The 20,577-nt window shown below is 56.6% G+C and carries 17 protein-coding genes; 6 read left to right on the top strand and 11 right to left on the bottom strand.

The window, feature by feature from the left end:
- The 3 genes from QTL95_RS04670 to QTL95_RS04660 all read right to left on the bottom strand — a co-directional run.
- The coding region (locus QTL95_RS04670) for an NAD-binding protein (RefSeq protein WP_289718816.1) at positions 1-100 on the bottom strand (100 nt) is incomplete at its 3' end.
- Positions 101-166: 66 nt separating this feature from the next.
- Entirely contained in the window at positions 167-1,090 is a 924-nt protein-coding gene (locus QTL95_RS04665; RefSeq protein WP_289718780.1) for a glycoside hydrolase family 16 protein, read from the bottom strand.
- Positions 1,091-1,117: 27 nt separating this feature from the next.
- Positions 1,118-2,260, bottom strand: a complete 1,143-nt coding sequence (locus QTL95_RS04660; protein WP_289718779.1) for a glycosyltransferase — start codon at positions 2,258-2,260, stop codon at positions 1,118-1,120.
- Positions 2,261-2,610: 350 nt separating this feature from the next.
- Here QTL95_RS04660 and QTL95_RS04655 point away from each other — a divergent pair, with 350 nt between their 5' ends.
- Complete coding sequence (locus tag QTL95_RS04655; RefSeq protein ID WP_289718778.1) at positions 2,611-3,633, top strand: glycosyltransferase family 2 protein; 1,023 nt, start codon at positions 2,611-2,613, stop codon at positions 3,631-3,633.
- Positions 3,634-3,647: 14 nt separating this feature from the next.
- Here the strand turns inward: QTL95_RS04655 and QTL95_RS04650 are convergent, their stop codons facing one another.
- The 3 genes from QTL95_RS04650 to QTL95_RS04640 form a co-directional block, all read right to left on the bottom strand.
- On the bottom strand, positions 3,648-4,727 hold the full coding sequence (locus QTL95_RS04650) for a glycosyltransferase family 4 protein (RefSeq protein ID WP_289718815.1): 1,080 nt from the start codon (positions 4,725-4,727) through the stop codon (positions 3,648-3,650).
- 65 nt (positions 4,728-4,792) lie between these two features.
- On the bottom strand, positions 4,793-6,118 hold the full coding sequence (locus QTL95_RS04645; RefSeq protein ID WP_289718777.1) for an NAD(P)-binding protein: 1,326 nt from the start codon (positions 6,116-6,118) through the stop codon (positions 4,793-4,795).
- A 70-nt stretch (positions 6,119-6,188) separates the two neighbouring features.
- Positions 6,189-6,443 carry a hypothetical protein gene (locus QTL95_RS04640; RefSeq protein ID WP_289718817.1) on the bottom strand — a complete coding sequence of 85 codons (255 nt, stop codon included), beginning with the start codon at positions 6,441-6,443 and terminating at the stop codon, positions 6,189-6,191.
- Here QTL95_RS04640 and QTL95_RS04635 point away from each other — a divergent pair.
- Positions 6,404-8,371: a hydrolase gene (locus QTL95_RS04635; RefSeq protein ID WP_289718776.1), complete on the top strand. Its 1,968-nt coding sequence runs from the start codon at positions 6,404-6,406 to the stop codon at positions 8,369-8,371. The two genes, QTL95_RS04640 and QTL95_RS04635, sit on opposite strands and share 40 nt — an antisense overlap.
- A gap of 175 nt (positions 8,372-8,546) precedes the next feature.
- Positions 8,547-9,983, top strand: a complete 1,437-nt coding sequence (locus QTL95_RS04630; RefSeq protein WP_289718775.1) for an oligosaccharide flippase family protein — start codon at positions 8,547-8,549, stop codon at positions 9,981-9,983.
- Between the two features lie 87 nt (positions 9,984-10,070).
- On the opposite strand, the gene QTL95_RS04625 is transcribed toward QTL95_RS04630, so the two are convergent.
- From QTL95_RS04625 to QTL95_RS04615, 3 genes are all read right to left on the bottom strand, one after another.
- Positions 10,071-11,738: a GNVR domain-containing protein gene (locus tag QTL95_RS04625; RefSeq protein WP_289718774.1), complete on the bottom strand. Its 1,668-nt coding sequence runs from the start codon at positions 11,736-11,738 to the stop codon at positions 10,071-10,073.
- A gap of 8 nt (positions 11,739-11,746) precedes the next feature.
- A complete protein-coding gene (locus QTL95_RS04620) occupies positions 11,747-13,759 on the bottom strand; it encodes a glycosyltransferase (protein WP_289718773.1) in 2,013 nt (670 codons plus the stop codon).
- A 172-nt stretch (positions 13,760-13,931) separates the two neighbouring features.
- Complete coding sequence (locus tag QTL95_RS04615) at positions 13,932-14,657, bottom strand: sugar transferase (protein WP_289718814.1); 726 nt, start codon at positions 14,655-14,657, stop codon at positions 13,932-13,934.
- Between the two features lie 321 nt (positions 14,658-14,978).
- Here QTL95_RS04615 and QTL95_RS04610 point away from each other — a divergent pair, with 321 nt between their 5' ends.
- The 3 genes from QTL95_RS04610 to QTL95_RS04600 all read left to right on the top strand — a co-directional run bounded on the left by QTL95_RS04610 (position 14,979) and on the right by QTL95_RS04600 (position 17,834).
- Positions 14,979-16,049: a glycosyltransferase gene (locus tag QTL95_RS04610; protein ID WP_289718813.1), complete on the top strand. Its 1,071-nt coding sequence runs from the start codon at positions 14,979-14,981 to the stop codon at positions 16,047-16,049.
- Positions 16,050-16,093: 44 nt separating this feature from the next.
- Positions 16,094-17,428, top strand: coding sequence for a polysaccharide biosynthesis/export family protein (locus QTL95_RS04605; RefSeq protein WP_289718772.1), 1,335 nt, complete (start codon positions 16,094-16,096; stop codon positions 17,426-17,428).
- 112 nt (positions 17,429-17,540) lie between these two features.
- Positions 17,541-17,834, top strand: coding sequence for a hypothetical protein (locus tag QTL95_RS04600; protein ID WP_289718771.1), 294 nt, complete (start codon positions 17,541-17,543; stop codon positions 17,832-17,834).
- A 31-nt stretch (positions 17,835-17,865) separates the two neighbouring features.
- Here QTL95_RS04600 and QTL95_RS04595 read toward each other — a convergent pair whose 3' ends face one another.
- Positions 17,866-18,882 carry an NAD-dependent epimerase/dehydratase family protein gene (locus QTL95_RS04595; RefSeq protein WP_289718770.1) on the bottom strand — a complete coding sequence of 339 codons (1,017 nt, stop codon included), beginning with the start codon at positions 18,880-18,882 and terminating at the stop codon, positions 17,866-17,868.
- Positions 18,872-20,524 carry a GMC oxidoreductase gene (locus tag QTL95_RS04590; protein WP_289718769.1) on the bottom strand — a complete coding sequence of 551 codons (1,653 nt, stop codon included), beginning with the start codon at positions 20,522-20,524 and terminating at the stop codon, positions 18,872-18,874. The genes QTL95_RS04595 and QTL95_RS04590 overlap by 11 nt, the downstream gene beginning before the upstream one ends.
- Between the last annotated feature and the right edge of the window lie 53 nt (positions 20,525-20,577).

Genomic DNA, 20,577 nt, shown 5'->3' with positions numbered 1-20,577 from the left:
CTGCCGACTTGTCGACGCAGGTGACGTGATGGCCGAAATCGGCAAGGCAGGCCCCCGAGACCAGACCGACATAGCCCGAGCCAATCATCACAATACGCATTTGACCTCACAACGTCCCGGTTTCAGCTCGCCAGTTTGCTTCTTCAGGCGAACGCTTCAGCTGCGCTCACTCGTAGACCCTGAAATAGTCGACGCGCATGGAAGTGATCCTGTCAGTGTCCTGCAAAGGTTGCGGGAATTTCACGTCTGTCCTCAATGCAAGCGTTAAGAGGGGCCAAAACACATCAAATTCCTCGTCCAATCGGGATGAACGAGTAATTGGCCAATCAGCGGGTTTTCCCGTCTTCGTGTCCATGACGGGACTTCGATTAAAGTAGGGGACGCATCGTGTATTATCGACGAGCATGCCGTACCGGCAATATCCAGTCGTCATGTCGACAGGGGTTTTGACGCCGGTGCTTCGTCCGCCCTGGTCCGGCCCTCCCCATTCATGAAGGTAGGTTCCGTAGACGGTGGGCTCCCAACCTTTGTGCTCTACGATATCAAGCTCGATGCTAGTTTTGGGTTCCAAAATGCTTCGGCCGTTCAGCATCCAGAATGCAGGCCAGGTCAACGGATGGCGGGGAAAAAGCATGCGCGTCTCGAAATAGCCCTTGCGCCATCCTTTGAGGACGACACCATCCTTTTTTGCTGTCTGAAGATTTCCGGAAATCCACTGAAATTCCGGAAGCGCGTTTCCGTAGTATTTGCGAACGTTCATCGAGCGTCCGATATATTTCGCGGAGATCTGTAGCGCCTTGCCATCTTCCGCGGCCACATCATCGACGATAGAGTACGGATTGAACCCCTCTTCGCCGTCCTTGGTCGCGAACGCCGATCGACCGTAAAATCCGGTTCCGTCGGTTGTCGCCTTCGGACCGGCGTTCCAGACGGACCAATCCAGCGAATGGAAGGTGTCCTCAAAGACGACCTTTCGTCCGAGGGTAGGGTCGTCTGAAGCAATCGTCGCTGCAGCCGCATCGTGGCACTTCAGGGCTAGGGACGCAGCGGATGCCTTGAGAAAGCCACGCCGTGATAAAGAAGGCAGCATGCACGGTCTCCTTTCCGGCGATTGACCTCAAGCGGGTTCACCCGCAGCGATCCGAAGAGCCTCCGCATGGATTTCCACCACGCGCTCGGGGCTGTATCTGTCGATGAAGGCCTTTCGAAATTCAGAATGCAAGATTTCGAGCGAAAGGTTGTCGTAGTAGTACGCCATCGCATCCACGAGAGGCTTTCTACCGCTCACCGGAACAAGGCGCCCAAGCCGAGGGTCGACGAGGATATCGCTCGGTCCGAATTCGCAGTCGGTCGAAATGACCGGCAAGCCGAACCGCAAGGCTTCGCAGATTGCAAGCGACCATCCTTCCCACCGCGAGGTCGAGATGTATACGTCGCTCGTTGCAAGGGCCGGCTGAGGGTTGATTGGGTAGTGTTCGATACTGACGTAAGCATCGATCCCCAGCCTTGATATTTCGGCGCGCAGGTCCGCCTCGCCAATGCCATAACCGACGATCCTCAGCTTGACATTTGGTCGGATTCTGACGAGCTCGGAGAACGCCTGAAGGAGGATATCCTGCCCCTTTTGAAAGGCAAAGCGACCAACATTGACAAATGTGACGGTTCCAGAGGATGCGCCGGACGGCGGCGTTTCGGACAGGTCAAAAGCCCGCACCGGATTGGGAACCCACACTTGAGGCACCCTGCTGTTGAACATTTTCTTGAAAGAGTCGAGTTGTCTCGGCGATGTTCCGAAAACATAAGACACCCTCGAGAGGAAATAGACGCGCATCATGAAGAAGAGGATCTTCGCCTTGAAATGGCTGCGCTCGCGCTTTGGATTTCCGTGCAAATGGACGGCAAACCGACGGTTTAATCCAATACACGCCGCCATGCAGATCACCGTTGGCTCAATTTGCGGGACGACGACCACGCTGTAGTCCTTCGACTTGATGACGCTTCGGAAAATTCGCATCAAGTCCAGGCGCCCGTAAGCTACGCGATCGATGACATTATATCCGCGCGCTTCCGTCGGCCGATTTTTGTGCACCGAGGTGTAGAGCACGTCCACTTCAAAATCCTCGGGAAATCGATCGGCAAGCATCGTGCAGACAGCATCGACAACTCGCTCTATTCCGGCAAATGCACTTGTTCCCGGCTGGATGTAAAGGATTTTCATGCGACGTTGGGATCGATCGCGAAATGGCAGGCCGACTTGCATTTCTATTCGTCCTCCGGACCAAAAGGCAGCAGAACTCGATGTGCCGGTACACGCGCACCGGACGCCAAAGGGACAAGCATTCAAACAACTGTAAATCGCATCGGGTGCGATCAATATAGGACGAGGGAATCCAACAGAGCTCTCAAAATCACAGCACGTGATATCGATGAAGCAACGGCGAATACCGACGAACTAATACTTGTCTAGCCCCAAAATACTTCGGGACGCATAGATGTATGGCCGCTGCGATCACCTATATCGCAGTACCCATATGGTTATTTCTATGGACGTCGTGCACTGCACTTGGTATGCTGCTTTGCAACATAAGCCGAGTAGAGAAGGTTTGCAAGATGTTAAAAGTCCAGCCGCTTCTTAGCATCATAATCACTTGCTACAACTACGAAATGTACATTTCAGAATGCATCAGAAGTGTTCTTTCACAAGACTATGATAATCTAGACATAATAGTGGTCGACGACGGATCAACAGACCGTTCCTGGATCAGGATTCTGGAATTTGGCGATCGGATCACCGCAGTGCGGACTGAAAACCGTGGGCAATTGAAAACGTCGCTGCACGGTCTGTCGTTGTCGCGGGGAGAGTTTGTATACTTTCTCGATGCCGACGACGTTCTCGGTGAAGGCGCGCTCGCTGAAATAGCCCCTCATCTCAGGCAAGACGTTTCAAAAATTCAGTTCATGCTTCTGCCAATCGACAAGGATGGCAAGGTGATTGGCAATGCCTTTCCATCTCTTCAGCCGTCGGACGACTCCGAGCCGCTAATCCGATCGATACGTGAAAGAGGCCATTATAATACGCCGCCGACCTCTGGAAACATCTACAGACGAGACGTCTACGAAGGCCTCGGTGAAATGGCCTACGAGCGCGGTATCGACGGCGTCTCCTATCTGCTTGCTCCCTTCGTCGGCAAGGTCATCTCGATCCCGAAAACGCTGGGCAAATACAGGATTCACAACGCCAACCAGTCTTCCTTTTCCGTCCTGACGTCAAAACGAATGAAGGGTTACGTCGATCGGTTCATGGGACGCCTCAGTCATCTTGCGGAGCTCGTTGAGGCACGCTGTGCGTCAACCCCGATGGTGGAAGTCCGAAGCGATTACGCCTACGTCATGGAACTCAATACGATGAGCGTCGTCGTTGACGGCAAGCGGCCGGGTATTCGCCAAATCGCAGCTCATATCGGCTCCGTGATACGCGAAAACACCGGCAAGAAGCGCTTTGGCCTGTGCCTCTTTGCCGTTGCGCTATTTTTGCTTCCAAATGCCATGGCGCAGCAGCTGGCTGCGATCCGAATCGACCCCTCACGCTCTCGCCAAGTTCGCTCCCGTCTGAAACAGGCCCTTTCTGGCTAGCGCTAGGCAAGACGTCACGTGGCTAGGGCAACAGCCTTTCCGCCTGGCATTGCCGAAGCGTAGACCTCAAGTGTCTCTCTGGCGACGCGCTCGATCGTCAGACGTTCTATACGAAGCTGACTTTTCCGCCGCCAGTCGGCAATCCGTTCCGGTGCTTCCAGCAAGTGCCCAAGCATCTCAGCGAGAGCCGCGGGGTCCTGCGGCGGCACAAGAAGCCCGGCCTCACCGCCTTCGAGAAGCTGGGGAATACCGTCGACAGACGCACCAATGACGGCGCATCCGGCTTCGCGCGCCTCTGATAACACAAGTGGTGCCGGGTCGGCATGGGACGGAAGGACAAAGATGTCTGCCCCCAGCATGTAAGGGTATGGGTCCCTTGTCGATCCGACGAAGGTGATGTCCGGTGCACTTTCCAATGTGGCCGCCTTCGCCTTGTATTCTTCCCGAAACGGTCCATCGCCGACGATGTAAAGATGTGCTGTCGGAAAGGACCTATGGACGATTTCAAACGCCTCGAAAAGATCGGGGAGCCCTTTGCGCGGATGAAGACCGCCGACAAAAAGGATACTCGGCGAGAAAAGCACCTTTGGCTCTTCACTTCGTCCCTCCGATCGACTTGATCCAATCGTGCCATTCAGTACCACCTTCAATTTCGACTGGGGAACGCCTCGGCGGCGCATCGAGGCGCCGACAACGTCGCTTACCGCAATTACACGTGTTCCCAGTCCCATCAGCGTTGCGCTCTTTTCGAACTCGTTATGGACAGTCGTGATCAGTGGGACGCGTCGCAGTTTGCAGATTGGGAAGGCAATGACCGCGCTTGTCATCATGTGCGCGTGAACGATGTCGATGTCGTATCTCTTGATATAAGAACTCAGGCGCGATAGCGCTTTTAGAAGGCTCAGGATCCTCCGCTGATGACCGACAAAAAGCGTCTCGATCCCGTTGGATTTCAAGAGTGGGTCGAAATCCCCCCCCTCGCTGGCAAGGTAAACCTGATGACCGAGCTTAATCTGCGCGCAAGCGAGATCCACAGCCGCATGCACATGCCCATTCAAACGTCGGGTGTGATTGAGGATATGCAGAATACGCATCATCGACCTCTCGTCTCTGCTGCCTATGCCTGCCGAAGTTGCATTTCACGGCAAGGCGTTGCGATTCACGGAGCCGCTATCGCGTTCTCCACGTCGATGGTGGAAACCCGGGCGGTTGGCTGATAGTTGAAGCCCCCTTGCCGCCCGATGGATTCTATTCCGAAGCCTTTTAGCCTGGCGATCGCTTCTGCAGCACTTTGCGCCGCCCCCTTGCTGTAGATGGGGTAGGCATTTGCGAGGACGTGACTGCCCTCCAGCTTGAGGTCGCCACGAAACAGTCCGTTGGCGCAAGCATGTTTGCGGAAATCCACTTCCGCCTGCTCGCTCGACGTCACCGCGCCGGCGATGACCTCTACTGCGAAATACTCGCGCTCAGCAGCGCGCCCGTAAAAGTCGGAATAAACCGTCAAACGCTTCCACGAGCCATCGTGCGAGAAGTTGTAAATGATTGGCTGGGAAAAGCCGCGCTCGCCTGCAAAGCTGAAATAGAGCGTTATGAGCGTGATGGTTTTCAACGCAGATGCTTGTCCGTTTCCGCATATCCGCTCGGCAACGTTAATTGGCACCGTAGAAATAATCCTGTTCGCGCTCAGGGTTCCATCGTCGAGCACCAACTCGTAACCGGAACCGGCCTTGTGAAGCTGGCGCGAGTGTGCTGAAAGTTTAAAGACGACGCCGCAGTTTTCGAGCCTGGACACGCTTGAACCGTAAAGCACACCAAAGCCTTTCTTCGGACGTGCCATCTGGCGGTTTTTCGGCCCGGTCTTTCTCTTGTGCCTCAAGGAGCGGCGCAACAGATTGATGAGGGAAGCATACTCGGCGATCCACAGCATTCTCTTGCGAGCCAGATCAAGATCGATCTCTTCGGCATCGATGCCGTAGAAGCGCCGCATATAGGTTGCTAGTCCCGACCGATGCAAAAGATAGGCGCCGATCCAGTAGCGCGCGAAATCGCGCGCGTTTTCCATCCGGCGACAGAATAAACGCGCACGAAGAACCGAGGCGAATATCCGGATTACCCCGATTGGCCCGGCGCCGAGAATGTCATCGCGGATGGATATCGGATAGACGGTGATCTTACCCTGCGGATTCAGCCTCCCCCAGCTCGGCTTGATCGGCACGTAGTGCTCAAGAAGCTCCGGAAAGTGTCGAAGCAAAGGGGAGTCGTCCTGAAAGATCAAGCTTCCTACATCGAACGTGTAACCTTCGTCCGAAGTCCAGTCGATGTGGTTCCCGCCGACATGATCATATTCGTCAACGACGACGACACGCTTGCCCTCAGCTGAAAATATCGACGCAGCGACGAGGCCTGAAATTCCGGCGCCGAGCACAATGACATCAAATTGCTGCACTGCGGACATGCGTGAGGAATGATGGCTTACGTCATCCATTTGGTCGTCCCCGAACTGTCCTTGCCAACGGAATGAGACAGTATAGTGCAATTAAAAAACAGCCAACACCTCAGGCACTACACCCAATAGACAATAGACTTTTGATTAGTTTTTGCAACTCTCCCGCACTGCAAAATAAAATTAATTTTATCACTTGATGTATAGCAAATAATGCGGCAGAGTTTTTGCGGTTGCGAATAAAAGGAACCAGCCTTGCTGCAGTGCATCCGCTGCGAAACTCTGTCGGAAGGCAGGCAGGGCTGATCGACGGCAAAGGGTTATCCAGTGCTGCGGCAAAACCTCGCCCATCTTCTTCGCGGTCCATTGGACGGCATAGATTTGATCTCGACAGACGTGTTCGACACCTTGCTGCTACGCCACGCCCGGTCGCAAAGGTCACGCCTTATGCAGGCCGAGCAACGCTTTGCCCGCTTTCTGCGGGACGAAGGAACGCCAATCAGCGCGGAGCACCTTTTTCGAACCCGGCAATTGGCGGAGCGGTTTGCTTATCGCGCACTCAACGTTGGCGGTGGTTCTGGTGAGGTCCGCCTTGTCGACATCATCCAGCGCCAGTTCGTCATGCTTGGCCTGCCTGAACGGCTGATGGAGCAGCGCATCTCATTCGAGATGGCGATTGAGAAGGTTTCACTGTCTGCAAATAGAAAGCTCGCGAAGATATTGCGCCTGCATCGCCAGGCCGGCATTCGCATCGTCGCTATTTCCGATACGGCACTGCCACGACGCCAGCTAACGGAATTGATCGACTATTTTCACGGTCCCGGCTTGATCGATAACGTCTATTCGAGCGCCGACATCGGCGAGAGCAAGCGATTTGGCAAACTGTTTTCAAGGGTTCTCGAGGCGGAAGGCATTGAAGCGTCGCGCTTGCTGCATATCGGTGACGACCATCTTGCCGACTACGTCGTGCCCAAAACCATGGGCATCCATGCCCTGCACATTCCCAAGGGCCGCCTAAAGCGCTTTGCCACCCGCGCCGATGGTGCCCGGGCCGAAGCCGTCCGCGGCGTTCGCAACGGGGTCACGAGACAACCAGGCGGGATGGCTGAGCCGGAGGATCGCGCGGCTTTCGGGCGGGAAGTGTTCGGGCCAGTCGTTGCGCAGTTTTGCCTTTACATTTGGCTCTATGCCAAGGAAGCCGAAGCGCAGGGGAACGCCGCGTTGCTGTTTTGCGCACGCGGCGGTATCGGGATCAGGGAAGCTTTCGAAAAGCTGCTTGCCAGACTGAACCTGCCGCTTGAAATGCGCCGCGAAAACATCCTCATCTCGCGGCTCGTGGCTGCGCGCGCGGCACTCATGCAGCATAGCCCCACGGTCCTCGATGAACTTGGCCGGGAGTTCAAGAAAAACACCTTCGCAGATGTTGCCGACGCACTTGGCGGTAAAAAGTATGACTTGACGGACCATTGGCAACTTCCCTTCGATCCCAACCACTTCTTTGCCATGATCGACACCCCGGCAGGCCGGGTGGTGCTCAACGACGTTGCGAGACAGAACGAGCTGTTTGAGCGTCATTTGGAGCAGACCACCGGTGACGTCTCACGTATCATTTTATGTGATACCGGCCTCTACGGTAGTACGCAGCGTCTTGTCGCGGCCGGGGTGCCCGAGAGGACATTCGAGACGATCCAGTTTGCAAGGTGCAACTACAAAGGCCTCAGCGAAGATCACTTCCCGCAAGTAACGGGATTGGTCGTCGAGGAAGACCTCTACAATCCGCTGAGGATTGAGACCGTCATCCTGCGCTACTGGCAGATTATCGAAAGCCTTTTTGAACCCGCAATTCCCTCTGTTCGACTGTTGAGTGAAGCGGGCGACGGCACCGTCTATAGCAATGCCGGCAAGATCGCTTACGGCGAGCTTGATCCCAGTGACGGAAATCTGCTGCTTGCCGGCGTCCTGCAATACATCGCTGGCGTCGTAAATGGGGCGGAGATCATGTCGGATGCCGATCGTGCCTGGGGCAGGCTCAAACAGGCGATCACCAATCCTCGGGCTTTCGATATGGTGGCACTGAGTGTCGGCGCCCGCTCTGTTGATTTCGGTCGTCCGGAAAGCGTGTATGTGCTGAGGCAACCGGGCGCTGTGGATCTTGCGAGAAGACTGACAGCCGTCAAATCGCAGCTGTGGCGAGAAGGCGCAATCGCGCGCGACTTTCCTTTCCTTAAAACCGCGCTCTTACCGGCACTGGAGATGGCACACATTGTAAGGGGAGTGTCGGCACGCCTCAAATAGCCGGTCTGCAACGCGGAGGAACGTTGTTGATCAGCCGGCGGAACAGTCCGGCTCCGGCGAAACATCATGTGGGAGGACGACTGCGGGGCGGGCACGAGCCACCGTGGCCTGCACGCGAATATGCGTCGCAGCCCCCGCTGCGACGTGGCTGGAGCTCAGGATTTCGGAGTGAGACATGCTTGCGGTAAAGGCAATCAAGGGGGCTGGGTGGCTCGTCTTCTCACGCTTTGTCGGACGAACAATCGATTTCTTCACCCTGCTTGTCCTCGCTCGCATTCTGACGCCTGCCGATTTCGGACTGGCCGCACTAGCCACATCGCTAGTGGTGGTTGTCGACACCATGCTTGAAGTTCCCGTGACGCAGGCTCTCGTGCGGCTTCCGACCATCGACAAGAGCCATCTTGATACCGGCTTCACGGTTGGGCTCATGCGAGGCATCGTGATTGGAACCATTCTTTTGGCGGCCGCCTGGCCCTATTCATGGATCAACCACGACAACCATCTGGTATTACTCGTCGCCGTCCTCTCCCTCGGGCCGATTTCGCGGGGCCTGACCAGTCCCGCCATGGTCAATTTCGCGCGCCAATTGGGATTTCGTCAGACGTTCATACTCGAGGCGTCAGGAAAGGTGACAGCGGCCATCATCGCAATGCTCGTTGTCTTGAGCGGTGGAGCTTACTGGGCAATCGTCGCCAATTTCGTGATCGCCTCCTTTGCGTCGACAGTCGCATCCTACATCCTTGCGCCCTACCGACCAGCCTTTTCGCTGGCGCGCCTGCCTGACTTTGCCGGCTTCATCGGCTGGTTCTCGTCTGCCCAACTCGTGTCGGCACTCAATTGGCAGTTCGATCGATTCTTGATTGGGGCACTCGCCGATCGTCCGACACTTGGGCGCTATGCGGTTGCGAGCGACGTTGCCGTCATACCGACACAAAGCCTGATTGGCCCTGCCCTACAGCCCATCATGGCAGCGTTCTCGCAGATTAACGAAGATCGTGCGCGTCTGCGGCAAGCCTTCCTCAAGGCGACGCGTTTCGCCATGCTGATTTCCGCCCCTGCCTGCGTTGGCATTTCCTTGACGGCAGACCTTGCCACCGACCTCCTGCTTGGCGACAAATGGGAGCATGCAGCGCCGCTGCTTAGCCTGCTTGCGCTTGCGGTCGCGCCAATTCCATATTTCCAGACACTTTCATCCGTCAGCGTGGCGCTTGACCGACCGCATGTGATCTTCCGTCTGAACGCAATCGATCTTTGTTTTCGCGTACTTCTGATTTCGATCGGGTTCCATCTTGGCTCAGTCACCGGTGTAAGCATCGCAAGACTTACGCTCTCGACTCTCATGTTTGCCTTTTATCTCAATGAGGCGCGCCGCCTGCTTGATCTTGGAATTATCTCGCAGCTCAGAAACCTATGGAAGGCGGCAGCAGCTGTCCTTGTTATGGCTACTGTCGTCTGGCTCCTGCGCGACGAACTGGCAGGGCGAAACTACACCCATGTGTTCGAGCTTGCTGTCGTCATCGCCATCGGGGCAGCAACGTATGCCGGCGCCTTGCTGTTGCTCGGCGTGCGGCTGATCGCCGGGAGAGGTCGTATCGAGATCTTTGATCGATAACCAAGATGGGGCCTGCGGCCAGATGACCGCAGGAGAGCAAGGCGCGACGGGACCCGGTCTTGGTTGTCACTCGAAGCAAACAGGCAATCAGCCACGAGTGCGGTTGATTACCGTTCCGACCACGTTGGCGCCGGCACGGCGCAGCAGCTGAACAGACTCCGACGCCTCTTCGATCGTCGTCCGGCCAGCGCGGGCGACAACGAGGACGGCATCCGCATAGCTTGCTAGCGCAAGCGCGTCCATGGAATGGCGGAGGGCCGGAAGATCGAGAAGCACGTCTCCGCGAGCGCGTGCCGCTTCAAAGATACGCCGCACACGCGGATTGCGAAAATCGGTAAACAGATTCGCGTTGGTGTCTTTCGAATGGATCGGCAGAACCGCCACTCCACCAACATCCTCGAACGACAATTGCTCCGGCACCAGTCCGGCAAATGCAGCGCCAGCCAACGAAACAGCTGGCTGGTTGTCGCTGCTTTCGCGTGCATTCTCGCCGTCATCAGCCTTGAAGAGCGTCACCTGCCGACCGCCGCGACTGATAAGTTGCGCGAGACTGGCACACAGTGTCGAAACCCCAGCGCCCGGTGTCCACCCAACGACTGCAATCACGATACTCTTTTCGTTTCGCAAGCTCGTGCAGGCAATCTCGACGTTGGTCCGAACGTCGCGAATGGCGGCGACAAATTTCTGCTGCTGCGGATTCGTAATATGCCAGGGAACACCTTCCGCGCCTGGAACGTCCGGGATTGAGCCGAGGCAACGGACCTCTATTTCGCGGGCAAGTTCCTTGGCGCTGCGAACACGGCGATCAAGCGCCATTCTGACGACGACGACGCCGAACCCGACCAGCAGTCCGAGTACACCGCCAAGAGCCATGATGAGAGATTTTCGCGGAGCCGACGGTCCAAGGGGCGGCAAGGCAGCGCCGATAATGCGCGCATCGGCATCAGGCGTTGCAATTGCCGGCAAGGTGCCAGCGTGCATTGCATCGCGCGCAGCATCCACCTGCCTGGCAAGCGAATCCAGTCGGCCCTGCAAAGCCTCCGTGCCGGCGCGTGCAATCTGCTCCTTGAAGGCAACCGTCTGATAGATGTAGCCCGACACCGTTGCGTTGGCGACGCGCGCTGGCAGTTTTGGATCCGACGAGGAATACTCGATTTCGATGACGAATGACTGGCCGACCCGGCGAGCGTTGAGACGTGACATAAAATTCAGGAAAGCTGCTTGGGCGGCCTCGTTTGCAAGTTCGATCGCTGCATTAGCCGCGTCCGGTTCTGCAGGGCCGACCGTTGCGGTCTCGCCACTACCCTGGACCTTGGTCAACCCCGCACCACTCAACAATCGCGCAAGCAGGCCCGGCTGCCGGCTGCCAAGCTCAGGATCATCCCTCAGGTTCAGGCTATCAAATACAGCTGACAAGAGCCGCTCCGACTTTATCGTCTGCAGTTCGCTGTCGGCTCGGTTAAGATCGAGCGTCTGCTGCGCCCCAAACTCCCCCCCAGAGACTGCAGACTGACGCGGTTCCAGTAGAAGCGTTGCTGTTGCCTGATAGGTTGGCGGCACTGAATTGGCATAGAGCGCCGCAGCCACGAAACCGGTTGCGCTGCAGGCAGCAAGGGCGACCCTGTGCCGCGCGCCGAGGTCGATCAAAGCGCGCAACAGAGCTATCGGCCCATCTCCGGCCACGTCCGATTGCGTCTCGTTTACCCGCCAAAGCCTCGAGGTTACATCAATCGGGCGGGGTCTGTTGAACATCATTCGTGCTCCTAGCGATCAAGAGGTTCTGGTGGCAGACTTTGGCATGCGATCACAGCAGCGCGCTCCGGCTCGAGCTTGCCGCGCATGGCGTCGAAGGCGGCCAAAAGGTTGCCGCGAGCTCTACCGCGCCGGTCAATGAAGGGTTCGGGCCACGCGGCGCGACCGAAGTTGCTCGCCGTGTTGCCGAAGATGTGAGTAACAACCTGGGGAAGGCTCATTGTGCCCTTGGTCATCATGTAAAGCGGGTTGATTACCTGCGAATATCCGAGCCGTTCCCCGCTGACCCTGCCGCTTTTGACGCCCATGTGGACGCCGAATGCGAGACCCGATTTCACAAGCCTGCCTCCCTGTGCTGCAAGCGCCGCTGCAAAATCACGGTCCTCGAGCCATCCGTAGAGCACAAGACGCTCGTCGAAGCGGACGCTGCCAATCGACGAGAAACGAAAGGCCATGTTACAGCCATAAGGACTGAACGGTTCCAACCATTCGGCATTTGGCTGACCGTCCCTAACCAGGGCGACGGCATCTTGGAATGAGATTCCTCGCCCTTTTATCCCATCCGCCAGAACGTTCCCGGTAAAGCCGACAACCCGACTTTCATCGCGGAAGGTTTGGATTGCGATTGCCAACCAGTTTTTATCGGCGATGAAATCATCGTCAAAGAACACGACAACTTCAGTTCCCGATTCGACATGCTTTAGAGCCGTGTTACGCTGTGCCGCAAGCCCTGGCGGACCTGTAATGATTGTCACGTCTGGATGGCCTACAAGTTCGCCGGCGTCAGACGCATCAACACAGGAGACAATTACCGCGTCAGGCTTCAGACTTTGAGTCGAAATAAAGTGGCGCACGCTGGCCGCAACGGTCTCCGGTCGGCCGCGGGTTGCGAAGATGACAGTGGCGCGCGGCTGTTTGGGATCGACCAATCTGTGACTTCTTACCTCGGCGTTCGGGCTGTCGAGAAGTTCGAGATAGCCGCTCGCCGTCTTCTCCCATGAGAATTGGCGTACCTGTTCGCGCCCACGGCCCACCAGGTCGCCGCGTAGATCCACAGAGGCAACAAGTGTCCGAACCGCGTTGATCCACTCCCTTGGTTCAAATGGCGACGCCGTGAGCGCGGCATCGCCGCAAACCTCGGGCATGCTGGCGCCGTAAGATGAAATGACCGGGCAGGATCTTGCCATGGCCTCCACGATCGGCAAGCCAAAACCTTCCGTCAGCGAAGGGAACGCAAGGCAAAGCGCCCGATCAAGCAGATAGGCAAGGTCGTGATCGGATACCCGCCCGAGAAAATGAACATTGGGTCGATGTTTCAGGGCGTGCTCGGCGAATATGCCGTCTCCTCCGCCAGCAATGACGACATCCAGTTTCATCTCGTCAAGCACTGGCGCAATATCGATCAAGAGCGACAGATTCTTGTGGCGTGCGCGCGATCCGAGCGCCAGGACAAACGGTCGGTTGGCGTTAACCAAGGAAGGCAATTGTGGTGCCAACTCGGCTCGATCTGGGTCCCAACTCAACGCGTGCTCGTGCCCGTTCGAAAGAACGGCGATCTCGGAAAGGCGGACTGGCAGGTATCGAGCTATCTGCCGGGCTGCCGCATGCGATACGGTTGCTATCCGCAGAGAGCGCCGCGCGAGCAAGGGTTGGAGATTTTGATAAACTGCGCGAAACGATCTGCTGTAACTCTCGGGCGCTGCAAAAATATTCGCGTCGTGGATGCACACAATCTGATTAGCTTTCGCTACAGGAGCGGTGTTGCACAGATTAAGAAGCCGACGATTGCTAGTTAAATGCGGAAGCTCGATCTGCTCCCAGGCGTGACCCATCAACTGACCACCTTTCTCAAGCTTCACGTGCTGCAGAGAGGGCCCCGATGCTTTAGCGGGCATAATAAGTCTCACCTCATCGGCGCCCGCAAGCTCGTCCATTGCATCAAGGACATTGCGTGCGTAGCGCTGGACACCGGTCACATCCTGCGTGAGAAAGCGGCCATTGAATGCGAATTCCCTCGCGCTCATTCTAAGTTCTCCTGACCGCGCCGGATCGTTTCGCAGGGCCGCTGAAATTGCATCAAATTTTCGTTCTTCGTTTTCTGTAACCTGACAACGGGCGCAATGGGCCACGCCTGCCCTTTTGAGCATGCGCCAATACCTGAATTGAAGTGGAGGGCGCGATACCGCGCCACTTGTTTCAGTAGCTGCCGCGCGAGCGCAGCACCGCCGGGACAGTCTTCAGCATGATCGAGATGTCGCCGAAAACACTTTGTTCTTCGACATAGCGAACGTCGAGTTGGACACGTTCGCTATAGCTCGTATCGCTTCGTCCACTCACCTGCCACAAGCCGGTAACACCCGGGCGCACCTTCATGTAGTCCGCGTAATAAATGCCGTAGAGTTCGGCTTCGCTTGCAACGATAGGCCGGGGGCCAACGAGGCTCATCTGGCCGCGAATGACATTGAAGAGTTGGGGAATTTCATCGACGCTGCTCTTTCGCAGTAGCGCACCGAGCGCCGTGATGCGTGGATCATCTCTCAGCTTGCGCGTCGCGTTCCACTCGGCTCTCGACGAAGGGTTGGCCGCCAGGTGACGACTTAATACCTCATCGGCATTCCTGACCATCGATCGGAACTTCAGACACGGGAACATCACGCCATGCCTGCCGATCCGGCGGTGGGCGATGAAGATCGGCCGCCCTTGCACGATTAGCAGAACGACGACAAGCATCAGAATCATGGGCGCAAGGAGCAGAAGGCCAATGCTCGCTATTGTTGCATCAATTGCGTATTTGACGCCGTCCATGACAGCGGATCGGTATTCATGTCCGAACACATCGGAGCTTCGGGAAGGTGCTCTGCGAGAGTGCAGCGGCGCCTTGTTGAATCTTTCGAAATTTCGACCGAGATCAATTTCCCTCATCTGCGTACTCCCCTCGTAAAGACTTAGACTTCGGGCACTTGCAGACAATGCCATCATGGCACGCACAGGAAAGCTAACAAGTATTAAACGATTTGACAATAAAATTCTCGCACTGCACTATGTAACTGTGCAGCGCGGGAAATTGAGGCCACTTGTTGATCATATTTCTGTCTTAACTGCCTAATATAGTTGCCTATAGTCTGATTTTCGATCGAGACACGGGCAGTAATACGCCCGCAATGCACGCCACGATAGTTTCGATTGTTTAATCTAGAGGGACTTGGCGTGCGAGTAGCAATTATTCACTACTGGTTGGTGGGAATGCGCGGCGGCGAGAAGGTTCTCGAAGCACTCTGCGACATATTCCCGGCTGCTGACATCTATACACACGTTTGTGATCTTGCCGCCATTTCGGACAAGATCAAACGGCACAAAATACAGACGACATTCATCGGGGGGCTGCCCTATGCCAAGCGGATGTACAAGCGCTACCTGCCGTTGATGCCGATGGCGCTAGAGCAGATCGATCTTGGCGCCTATGATCTGGTCATCAGCAGCGAGTCGGGCCCGGCAAAGGGTATCATACCCACGTCACCGGCCCTCCATCTTTGCTATTGCCATTCGCCGATGCGCTACATCTGGAACATGTATAATAAATACTACGACAGCTCCGGTCTGGTGACACGGATGATGATGCCCCCGATGGCGCATTATCTGAGGACATGGGATGTCGCGACGGCCAATCGGGTTGATGATTTTTTGGCCAATTCGACGACCGTCGCCCAACGTATCAGGAGCTACTACCGCCGCGAGGCAACCGTCATACATCCACCGGTAGACACCACTGCCTTTCGACCGGTCGCACCCGCCGACGTCGAGGATTATTACCTCATGGTCGGTGAGCTCGTCAGCTACAAGCGACCGGATCTGGCCGTCGAAGCCTTTAATCGCATGAAGACTAAGCTGGTTGTGATCGGCGGCGGCGAGATGCTCGACCAGCTCAAGAAAAATGCCGGTCCGACGGTCACCATCCTTGGCCCGCAGCCCTTTGACGCACTTCGACATCACTACGCGCGATGCAAGGGGCTAATCTTTCCAGGGGAAGAGGATTTTGGAATCGTACCGGTCGAGGCGATGGCGAGCGGGCGACCGGTCATCGCCTTTGGCCGGGGTGGCGCCACCGAGACTGTCGTCAACAATAAAACCGGTGTCTTCTTTGATGCACAGACCGTTGAGGCTTTGATTGATGCTGTCGAGCGGATGGACCGTCTGGATTTCAACTCTGCCGACGCCGTATCCCGCGCCGCCGATTTTCGACGTGATGTGTTTGTCGATCGCTTTCGGAGCTATGTGGCGCGAGCGACCGGCGCCACGTTGGCGGTATCAGCCTGACCCAGACGGCACGATGTCAAGACAGTTTTAACCGGAGTAATAGGATGCGTCTTTCCTCCTTACGCGAAATGATCCGGGGACAAGGTCCTTCGGGCGGCGGCGAAAAGAAAAGTCGCACGCTTGGAGTTTCAATAGCATTGGTCGCGGTTGCCATGGCAGCCGGTGGCGCCCATGCTGGTGAAGAATACGTGCCTGGACCACAAGATACATTGAAGATACGCGTCTATGAATGGCGCCCTAGCACGCTGACGGCATTCGAATGGGCTCCGTTGTCTGGAGATTTCGTCGTCTCTTCAGCGGGCAACCTGTCACTGCCGATTATCGGCAACGTCCCGGTAGCAGGCAAGACTTTGGAGCAGATATCGGAAACGATCGGATCGCGTCTCCAAAACGAAGTCGGGCTGCAGAAGCGTCCCAGCGCTTCGGTTGAAATCTCCTCGTATCGCCCGCTGTTTGTGACCGGACTGGTCGCAAGCCCGGGCAAGTACAACTATACCCCTGGCCTTACCGTGATACAGGCCCTCAGCATGGCAGGTGGGATTGGTTCGAGCGATGCAAGCATGATCAGCCTGCAGCGCGACGCCTTGTCGAGCCGCGGCCAGGTACGGGAGCTGGAGGCTGAAAGACTTGGCCTTGTTGCGCGACAATCGCGCGTGGAGGCAGTTCTAGCCGGGACGTCGTCAGTTGTCTTTCCGCAAGAACTCACGTCAAGGGCTAGCGAACCGCGATTCTCAAAAATGATGGAAGAAGAACAGTCTCTGTTTGAGACCCGCGAGCGCTCGATGATCACGGAGATCGACGCGCTGAATCGGGCCAAGGTTCTCGCCAATAACCAGATCGATGCGCTCAAGGAGAAAGCCGCCTCGCTTGCCAAACAGATAGACCTCGCAAGCAAGGATCTAAACTCGGTTAACAAGCTTGTCTCGCAAGGGCTGACGGTATCGGCCCGCCAGCTCGGCGCCAACCAGAACGTCGCCGAACTAGAGAGCCGCAATCTCGACGTTGCGCTGGCGGCGCTGAAGACGGAACAGGATCTTGCGAAGGTCGATCAAGATATTGCCGACGTTCACAACAGATATCGAGTCAACGCGCTGACTGAAGCCGGCGAACTTCGCGATCGGTTCGCGTCGAACACCGAAAAAACGAAGACGGCCCGCGATCAGCTAAAGAACCTTGAGGTCCGCGCTCCGTCCGCAATGGCTTCCCTTGCGGAGCAAAAGGATCCCTACTCCTTCCTGATGACGGTCAACCGGGTTGTCGGTGGATCCATGCAGACGCTTGTTGTCAGCGACAATGATCCCGTCATGCCAGGCGACATGATAAGGGTTCAGCAACGCGAAGAGCCTGCGGCAAACTCGACGAACGTCAGCAGCAATTGACCTGCCGGTGGTTGTAACGTCTGTCGTAAAGCAATTTGAGCTTGGTCTCGACATGGGCGATAAATGATTATATTCGATTAGGGAGAATTCGATTGGGAGGTCGGAGCAACCTATGGGCTGGGCGCTTGTAATCTCTTTTCTGATCGGGGCGGTCAGCGCATTGCGCGTGCCGGTCCTGATCTTCACTTTGATTGTTCTGGTCGTCTTGATCGTCTATACTGGCATCGGCTATACGACTGGCAGTCCGATCCTCAACGCGATCGCCTGGGGCTTCGTATTCGCTTTCGTGCTGGAAGCCGGCTATGTGTTTACACATGTGCTCCTGCATTCATTGTATACGCGGCGGGCGAGCGACAATGAAAACCGGGCTCCACAACAAGCACAATCGAAATATCCTGTCGACTAGAACAGAAGGGACGGCGCCACCTTGCGCAGCCTTAGACTGCGCTGCTCTGGCCGGCGAGTGTGGATTGCGCGCCTGTTTTGGCCTCCTTGGCCAATCTGGAGAGCGCGAGCTGTTCGGCTTTTGCCATCCCGAATTTGAGCTTGTATCCGGCGTTCTCGAGGCGTTCGGCGGAAAAACGCATGCGCCAAAGTGGATTTCTGATCGGCCAGGTGTGAAAACGCAGAAAATCATGGAGCCAGTCGATGACCCATGGGGCACACGCGACACGATAGCGACGGTCACCACTTGCTACGAAAGCCTTGCGCATGAAGTCAATGTGCCGCGGCATTTCGCGATTGTCTTCCGCCATATTGTATATCTCCACACGCCCAGCCTCGCCCCCGCCCATTAGCCCATTCTCCACTGCCCAGATAAGTGCGTCCGACACATCGCCAACGTAGATATGATGAGCGTGGCGATGTGATGCGAGCGTGCGCTTAAAGAGGCTCCAGTCGCGAACGCCGATGATCTGGCCAACGTCGACGACGACTGCGGGTCTCAGGACCGTGCACCGCATCCGTCTTGCGACCCGCATGAGCGCCCTTTCTCCGGCAAGCTTGGTGCGGCCATACTCGCGAACATAGTCGAGAGCCCAGTATTCCGAGGCGATGTCCCGATCAACGGAAAGGACGGGTGAGCTTTCGGAGATCTCGACCGAACGGCCGCTCCCGTAAACGGCGACCGAGCTCGCATAGCAGAACGCTTTGACACCCAATTCCTCAGCAGCCGTTGCAAGGCGTTCGGTCGCCTTTTCGTTCAGCGCTCGCATGCGATCCTTCTTGCCAAGTTCGGCGGCAAGATGGATCACGCCGCTGCAACCGTCGACGAGCGCGTTAAAATCTGGATCGCCAGCAAGATCAATCTTACGCCATTCAAGCCTCCGGTCGTCGGGCGGTGGCTTTCGCGAGGTGGTCGCTCTTACTTGATAGCCGCGTTCAAGCAGATCGGAAACGACGAAACGTCCAATCCGACCCGTCGCGCCGGTGACAAGAATGGTTTCATCCGGCATGAGCGATCACCTTTGTCAAAAATGGGCGATTAAGCCTGTCCTTCAAATGGTCGGCCAAGCGAATTGCCATAGCCACAATCATCTGAGTGGGATTGCAATGTCCGGCCGTCGGAAACACCGAACTGCCTGAGACGTAAAGACCCTGGACGCCGTGAACCTGACAATTCACGTCGACGACACCTTTTGCCGGATCATCCGACATGCGCGTCGTACCTGTCGGATGAGCAACATCTACGAAACTCGCGGGGATCGGCGCCTTATCGCGAACCCAATCTGCCAGAGCCGGCTCCGGGAAACCTATTCTTGCAAATTCGGCAGCAACCAGCGCGGCCATATGGTGCATCGTGCGCGCCTCGTCCGGATGGCTGCGCCAGTCTATCTTTGGCAGGGGCGCACCATACCGATCCCGGCGATCCGACAGGCTTATGCGGCTATCTTCATCGGGCATCTGCTCACACATGCAGTCGAGCGTAAGCTCCTGCAGCTTTCGCGGCAGGCCGTTTCGCGCGCCGAAATAGTCAATAGCGCCCTCCAGCATCAAAGGGGCGTTGCGTGCGACACTGATAACGTCCTCCGGCAGCCTCGGCTTTCGAGCCGCAAGCCGGCGCAACGCGTCCCAAGGATCATCGGGCGCAAGAACTTCCCCAAGCCAGCCGGCACAATTTAACAATTTTTCGTCTCGTTGGACTGCCGGGCTTAGTCTGAGGCCCGCACGGAAGAAACGACCGCGAACATTGTAGCGTCCGAACCTGCGACGCAACGCTTTGGAACTGGCAAGAGAAAAAAACGCCGTTGGGCCACGAAGGTGATCCATCAGATAGCGACCGACCCGATCCCGATCGTTGCCGAGGGACCTGCGATCTTGTTCATGAGAATTCAGGAGAATGCGAGCATTCTCGACGCCTCCGGCGCAGAGCGCTACAGAGCTTGCGACAAGGCTGTGCTTTCGCCCGTCGCGAGTACCAAATTCAAGTCCATGTGTTTTCGTGCGCGCCTCGTTTGCCAGCACCCGCAGCGCAGTCGCGCCCGTCACCAGCGTGACGTTGGCTCCGAGGTGCTTGGCAATGTGTCGCCCGAAGCGCATATACTCGAAAGGATAGGATTCCGCGGTGTCCCTGCTGAATTGCCAAAAGAACGGCAATAGGAGGTCAGCCGCAACTTCTTGCCTGGGCGCCCTGCGTCCTGCAATCGACCAGAACCGCTGGTCGCTATAGCCGCTGCCAAGTGCAAGCCCAAGATGGTTGGCGCTGCGATCCATGTAAGGATCGAGCTCCTGCATGGCGATGGGCCATCCAGAATTCTCAATCCAATTGCGCTTTTCGAAGTCTATGGCATCGAAAGGACCGCACCGCCCTCCCCAAGTATGTGAACTGCCGCCTAGGATCCGGTTGCGCACCGACCATTGGTCGCGAACCCGCGGTCGTCCTACATTCTCAATATCATTCAACGCGTCATTTTCGGGATCACGCAGCTCGCCGCCGCTCTCCAAGAGCACGACACTCAGTCCCGAATTAGACAATTCGCGTGCCAGTGTAGCGCCCGCCGGGCCCGACCCAACAATGCAGACATCGCAGCGAAGCAACGGAACGAGCGTATCGCTAGGCTGCAGATTAATGGTTGGCATGGCCATCACCTCTTCCATGTCGTTTTCAAATCGGCGACAAATCCCCCGCCTTCTTGAGCGGCTAACTGCCC

Source organism: Rhizobium sp. S152 (assembly GCF_030380735.1).
GTDB lineage: Bacteria > Pseudomonadota > Alphaproteobacteria > Rhizobiales > Rhizobiaceae > Rhizobium.
Note: the sequence above shows the minus strand (reverse complement) of the source record. Positions and strands in the feature narration are given on the sequence as shown.

Coding starts and splice junctions, on each gene's coding strand:
- QTL95_RS04660 (WP_289718779.1), bottom strand. CDS start 2,260: ATGCAAGTCGGCCTGCCATTTCGCGATCGATCCCAACGTCGCATGAAA.
- QTL95_RS04605 (WP_289718772.1), top strand. CDS start 16,094: ATGCGTCTTTCCTCCTTACGCGAAATGATCCGGGGACAAGGTCCTTCG.
- QTL95_RS04625 (WP_289718774.1), bottom strand. CDS start 11,738: ATGATGTTCAACAGACCCCGCCCGATTGATGTAACCTCGAGGCTTTGG.
- QTL95_RS04590 (WP_289718769.1), bottom strand. CDS start 20,524: ATGGAAGAGGTGATGGCCATGCCAACCATTAATCTGCAGCCTAGCGAT.
- QTL95_RS04645 (WP_289718777.1), bottom strand. CDS start 6,118: ATGGATGACGTAAGCCATCATTCCTCACGCATGTCCGCAGTGCAGCAA.
- QTL95_RS04600 (WP_289718771.1), top strand. CDS start 17,541: ATGGGCTGGGCGCTTGTAATCTCTTTTCTGATCGGGGCGGTCAGCGCA.
- QTL95_RS04650 (WP_289718815.1), bottom strand. CDS start 4,727: ATGCGTATTCTGCATATCCTCAATCACACCCGACGTTTGAATGGGCAT.
- QTL95_RS04630 (WP_289718775.1), top strand. CDS start 8,547: ATGCTTGCGGTAAAGGCAATCAAGGGGGCTGGGTGGCTCGTCTTCTCA.
- QTL95_RS04640 (WP_289718817.1), bottom strand. CDS start 6,443: ATGGACCGCGAAGAAGATGGGCGAGGTTTTGCCGCAGCACTGGATAAC.
- QTL95_RS04615 (WP_289718814.1), bottom strand. CDS start 14,657: ATGAGGGAAATTGATCTCGGTCGAAATTTCGAAAGATTCAACAAGGCG.
- QTL95_RS04620 (WP_289718773.1), bottom strand. CDS start 13,759: ATGAGCGCGAGGGAATTCGCATTCAATGGCCGCTTTCTCACGCAGGAT.
- QTL95_RS04610 (WP_289718813.1), top strand. CDS start 14,979: ATGCGCGGCGGCGAGAAGGTTCTCGAAGCACTCTGCGACATATTCCCG.
- QTL95_RS04595 (WP_289718770.1), bottom strand. CDS start 18,882: ATGCCGGATGAAACCATTCTTGTCACCGGCGCGACGGGTCGGATTGGA.
- QTL95_RS04665 (WP_289718780.1), bottom strand. CDS start 1,090: ATGCTGCCTTCTTTATCACGGCGTGGCTTTCTCAAGGCATCCGCTGCG.
- QTL95_RS04655 (WP_289718778.1), top strand. CDS start 2,611: ATGTTAAAAGTCCAGCCGCTTCTTAGCATCATAATCACTTGCTACAAC.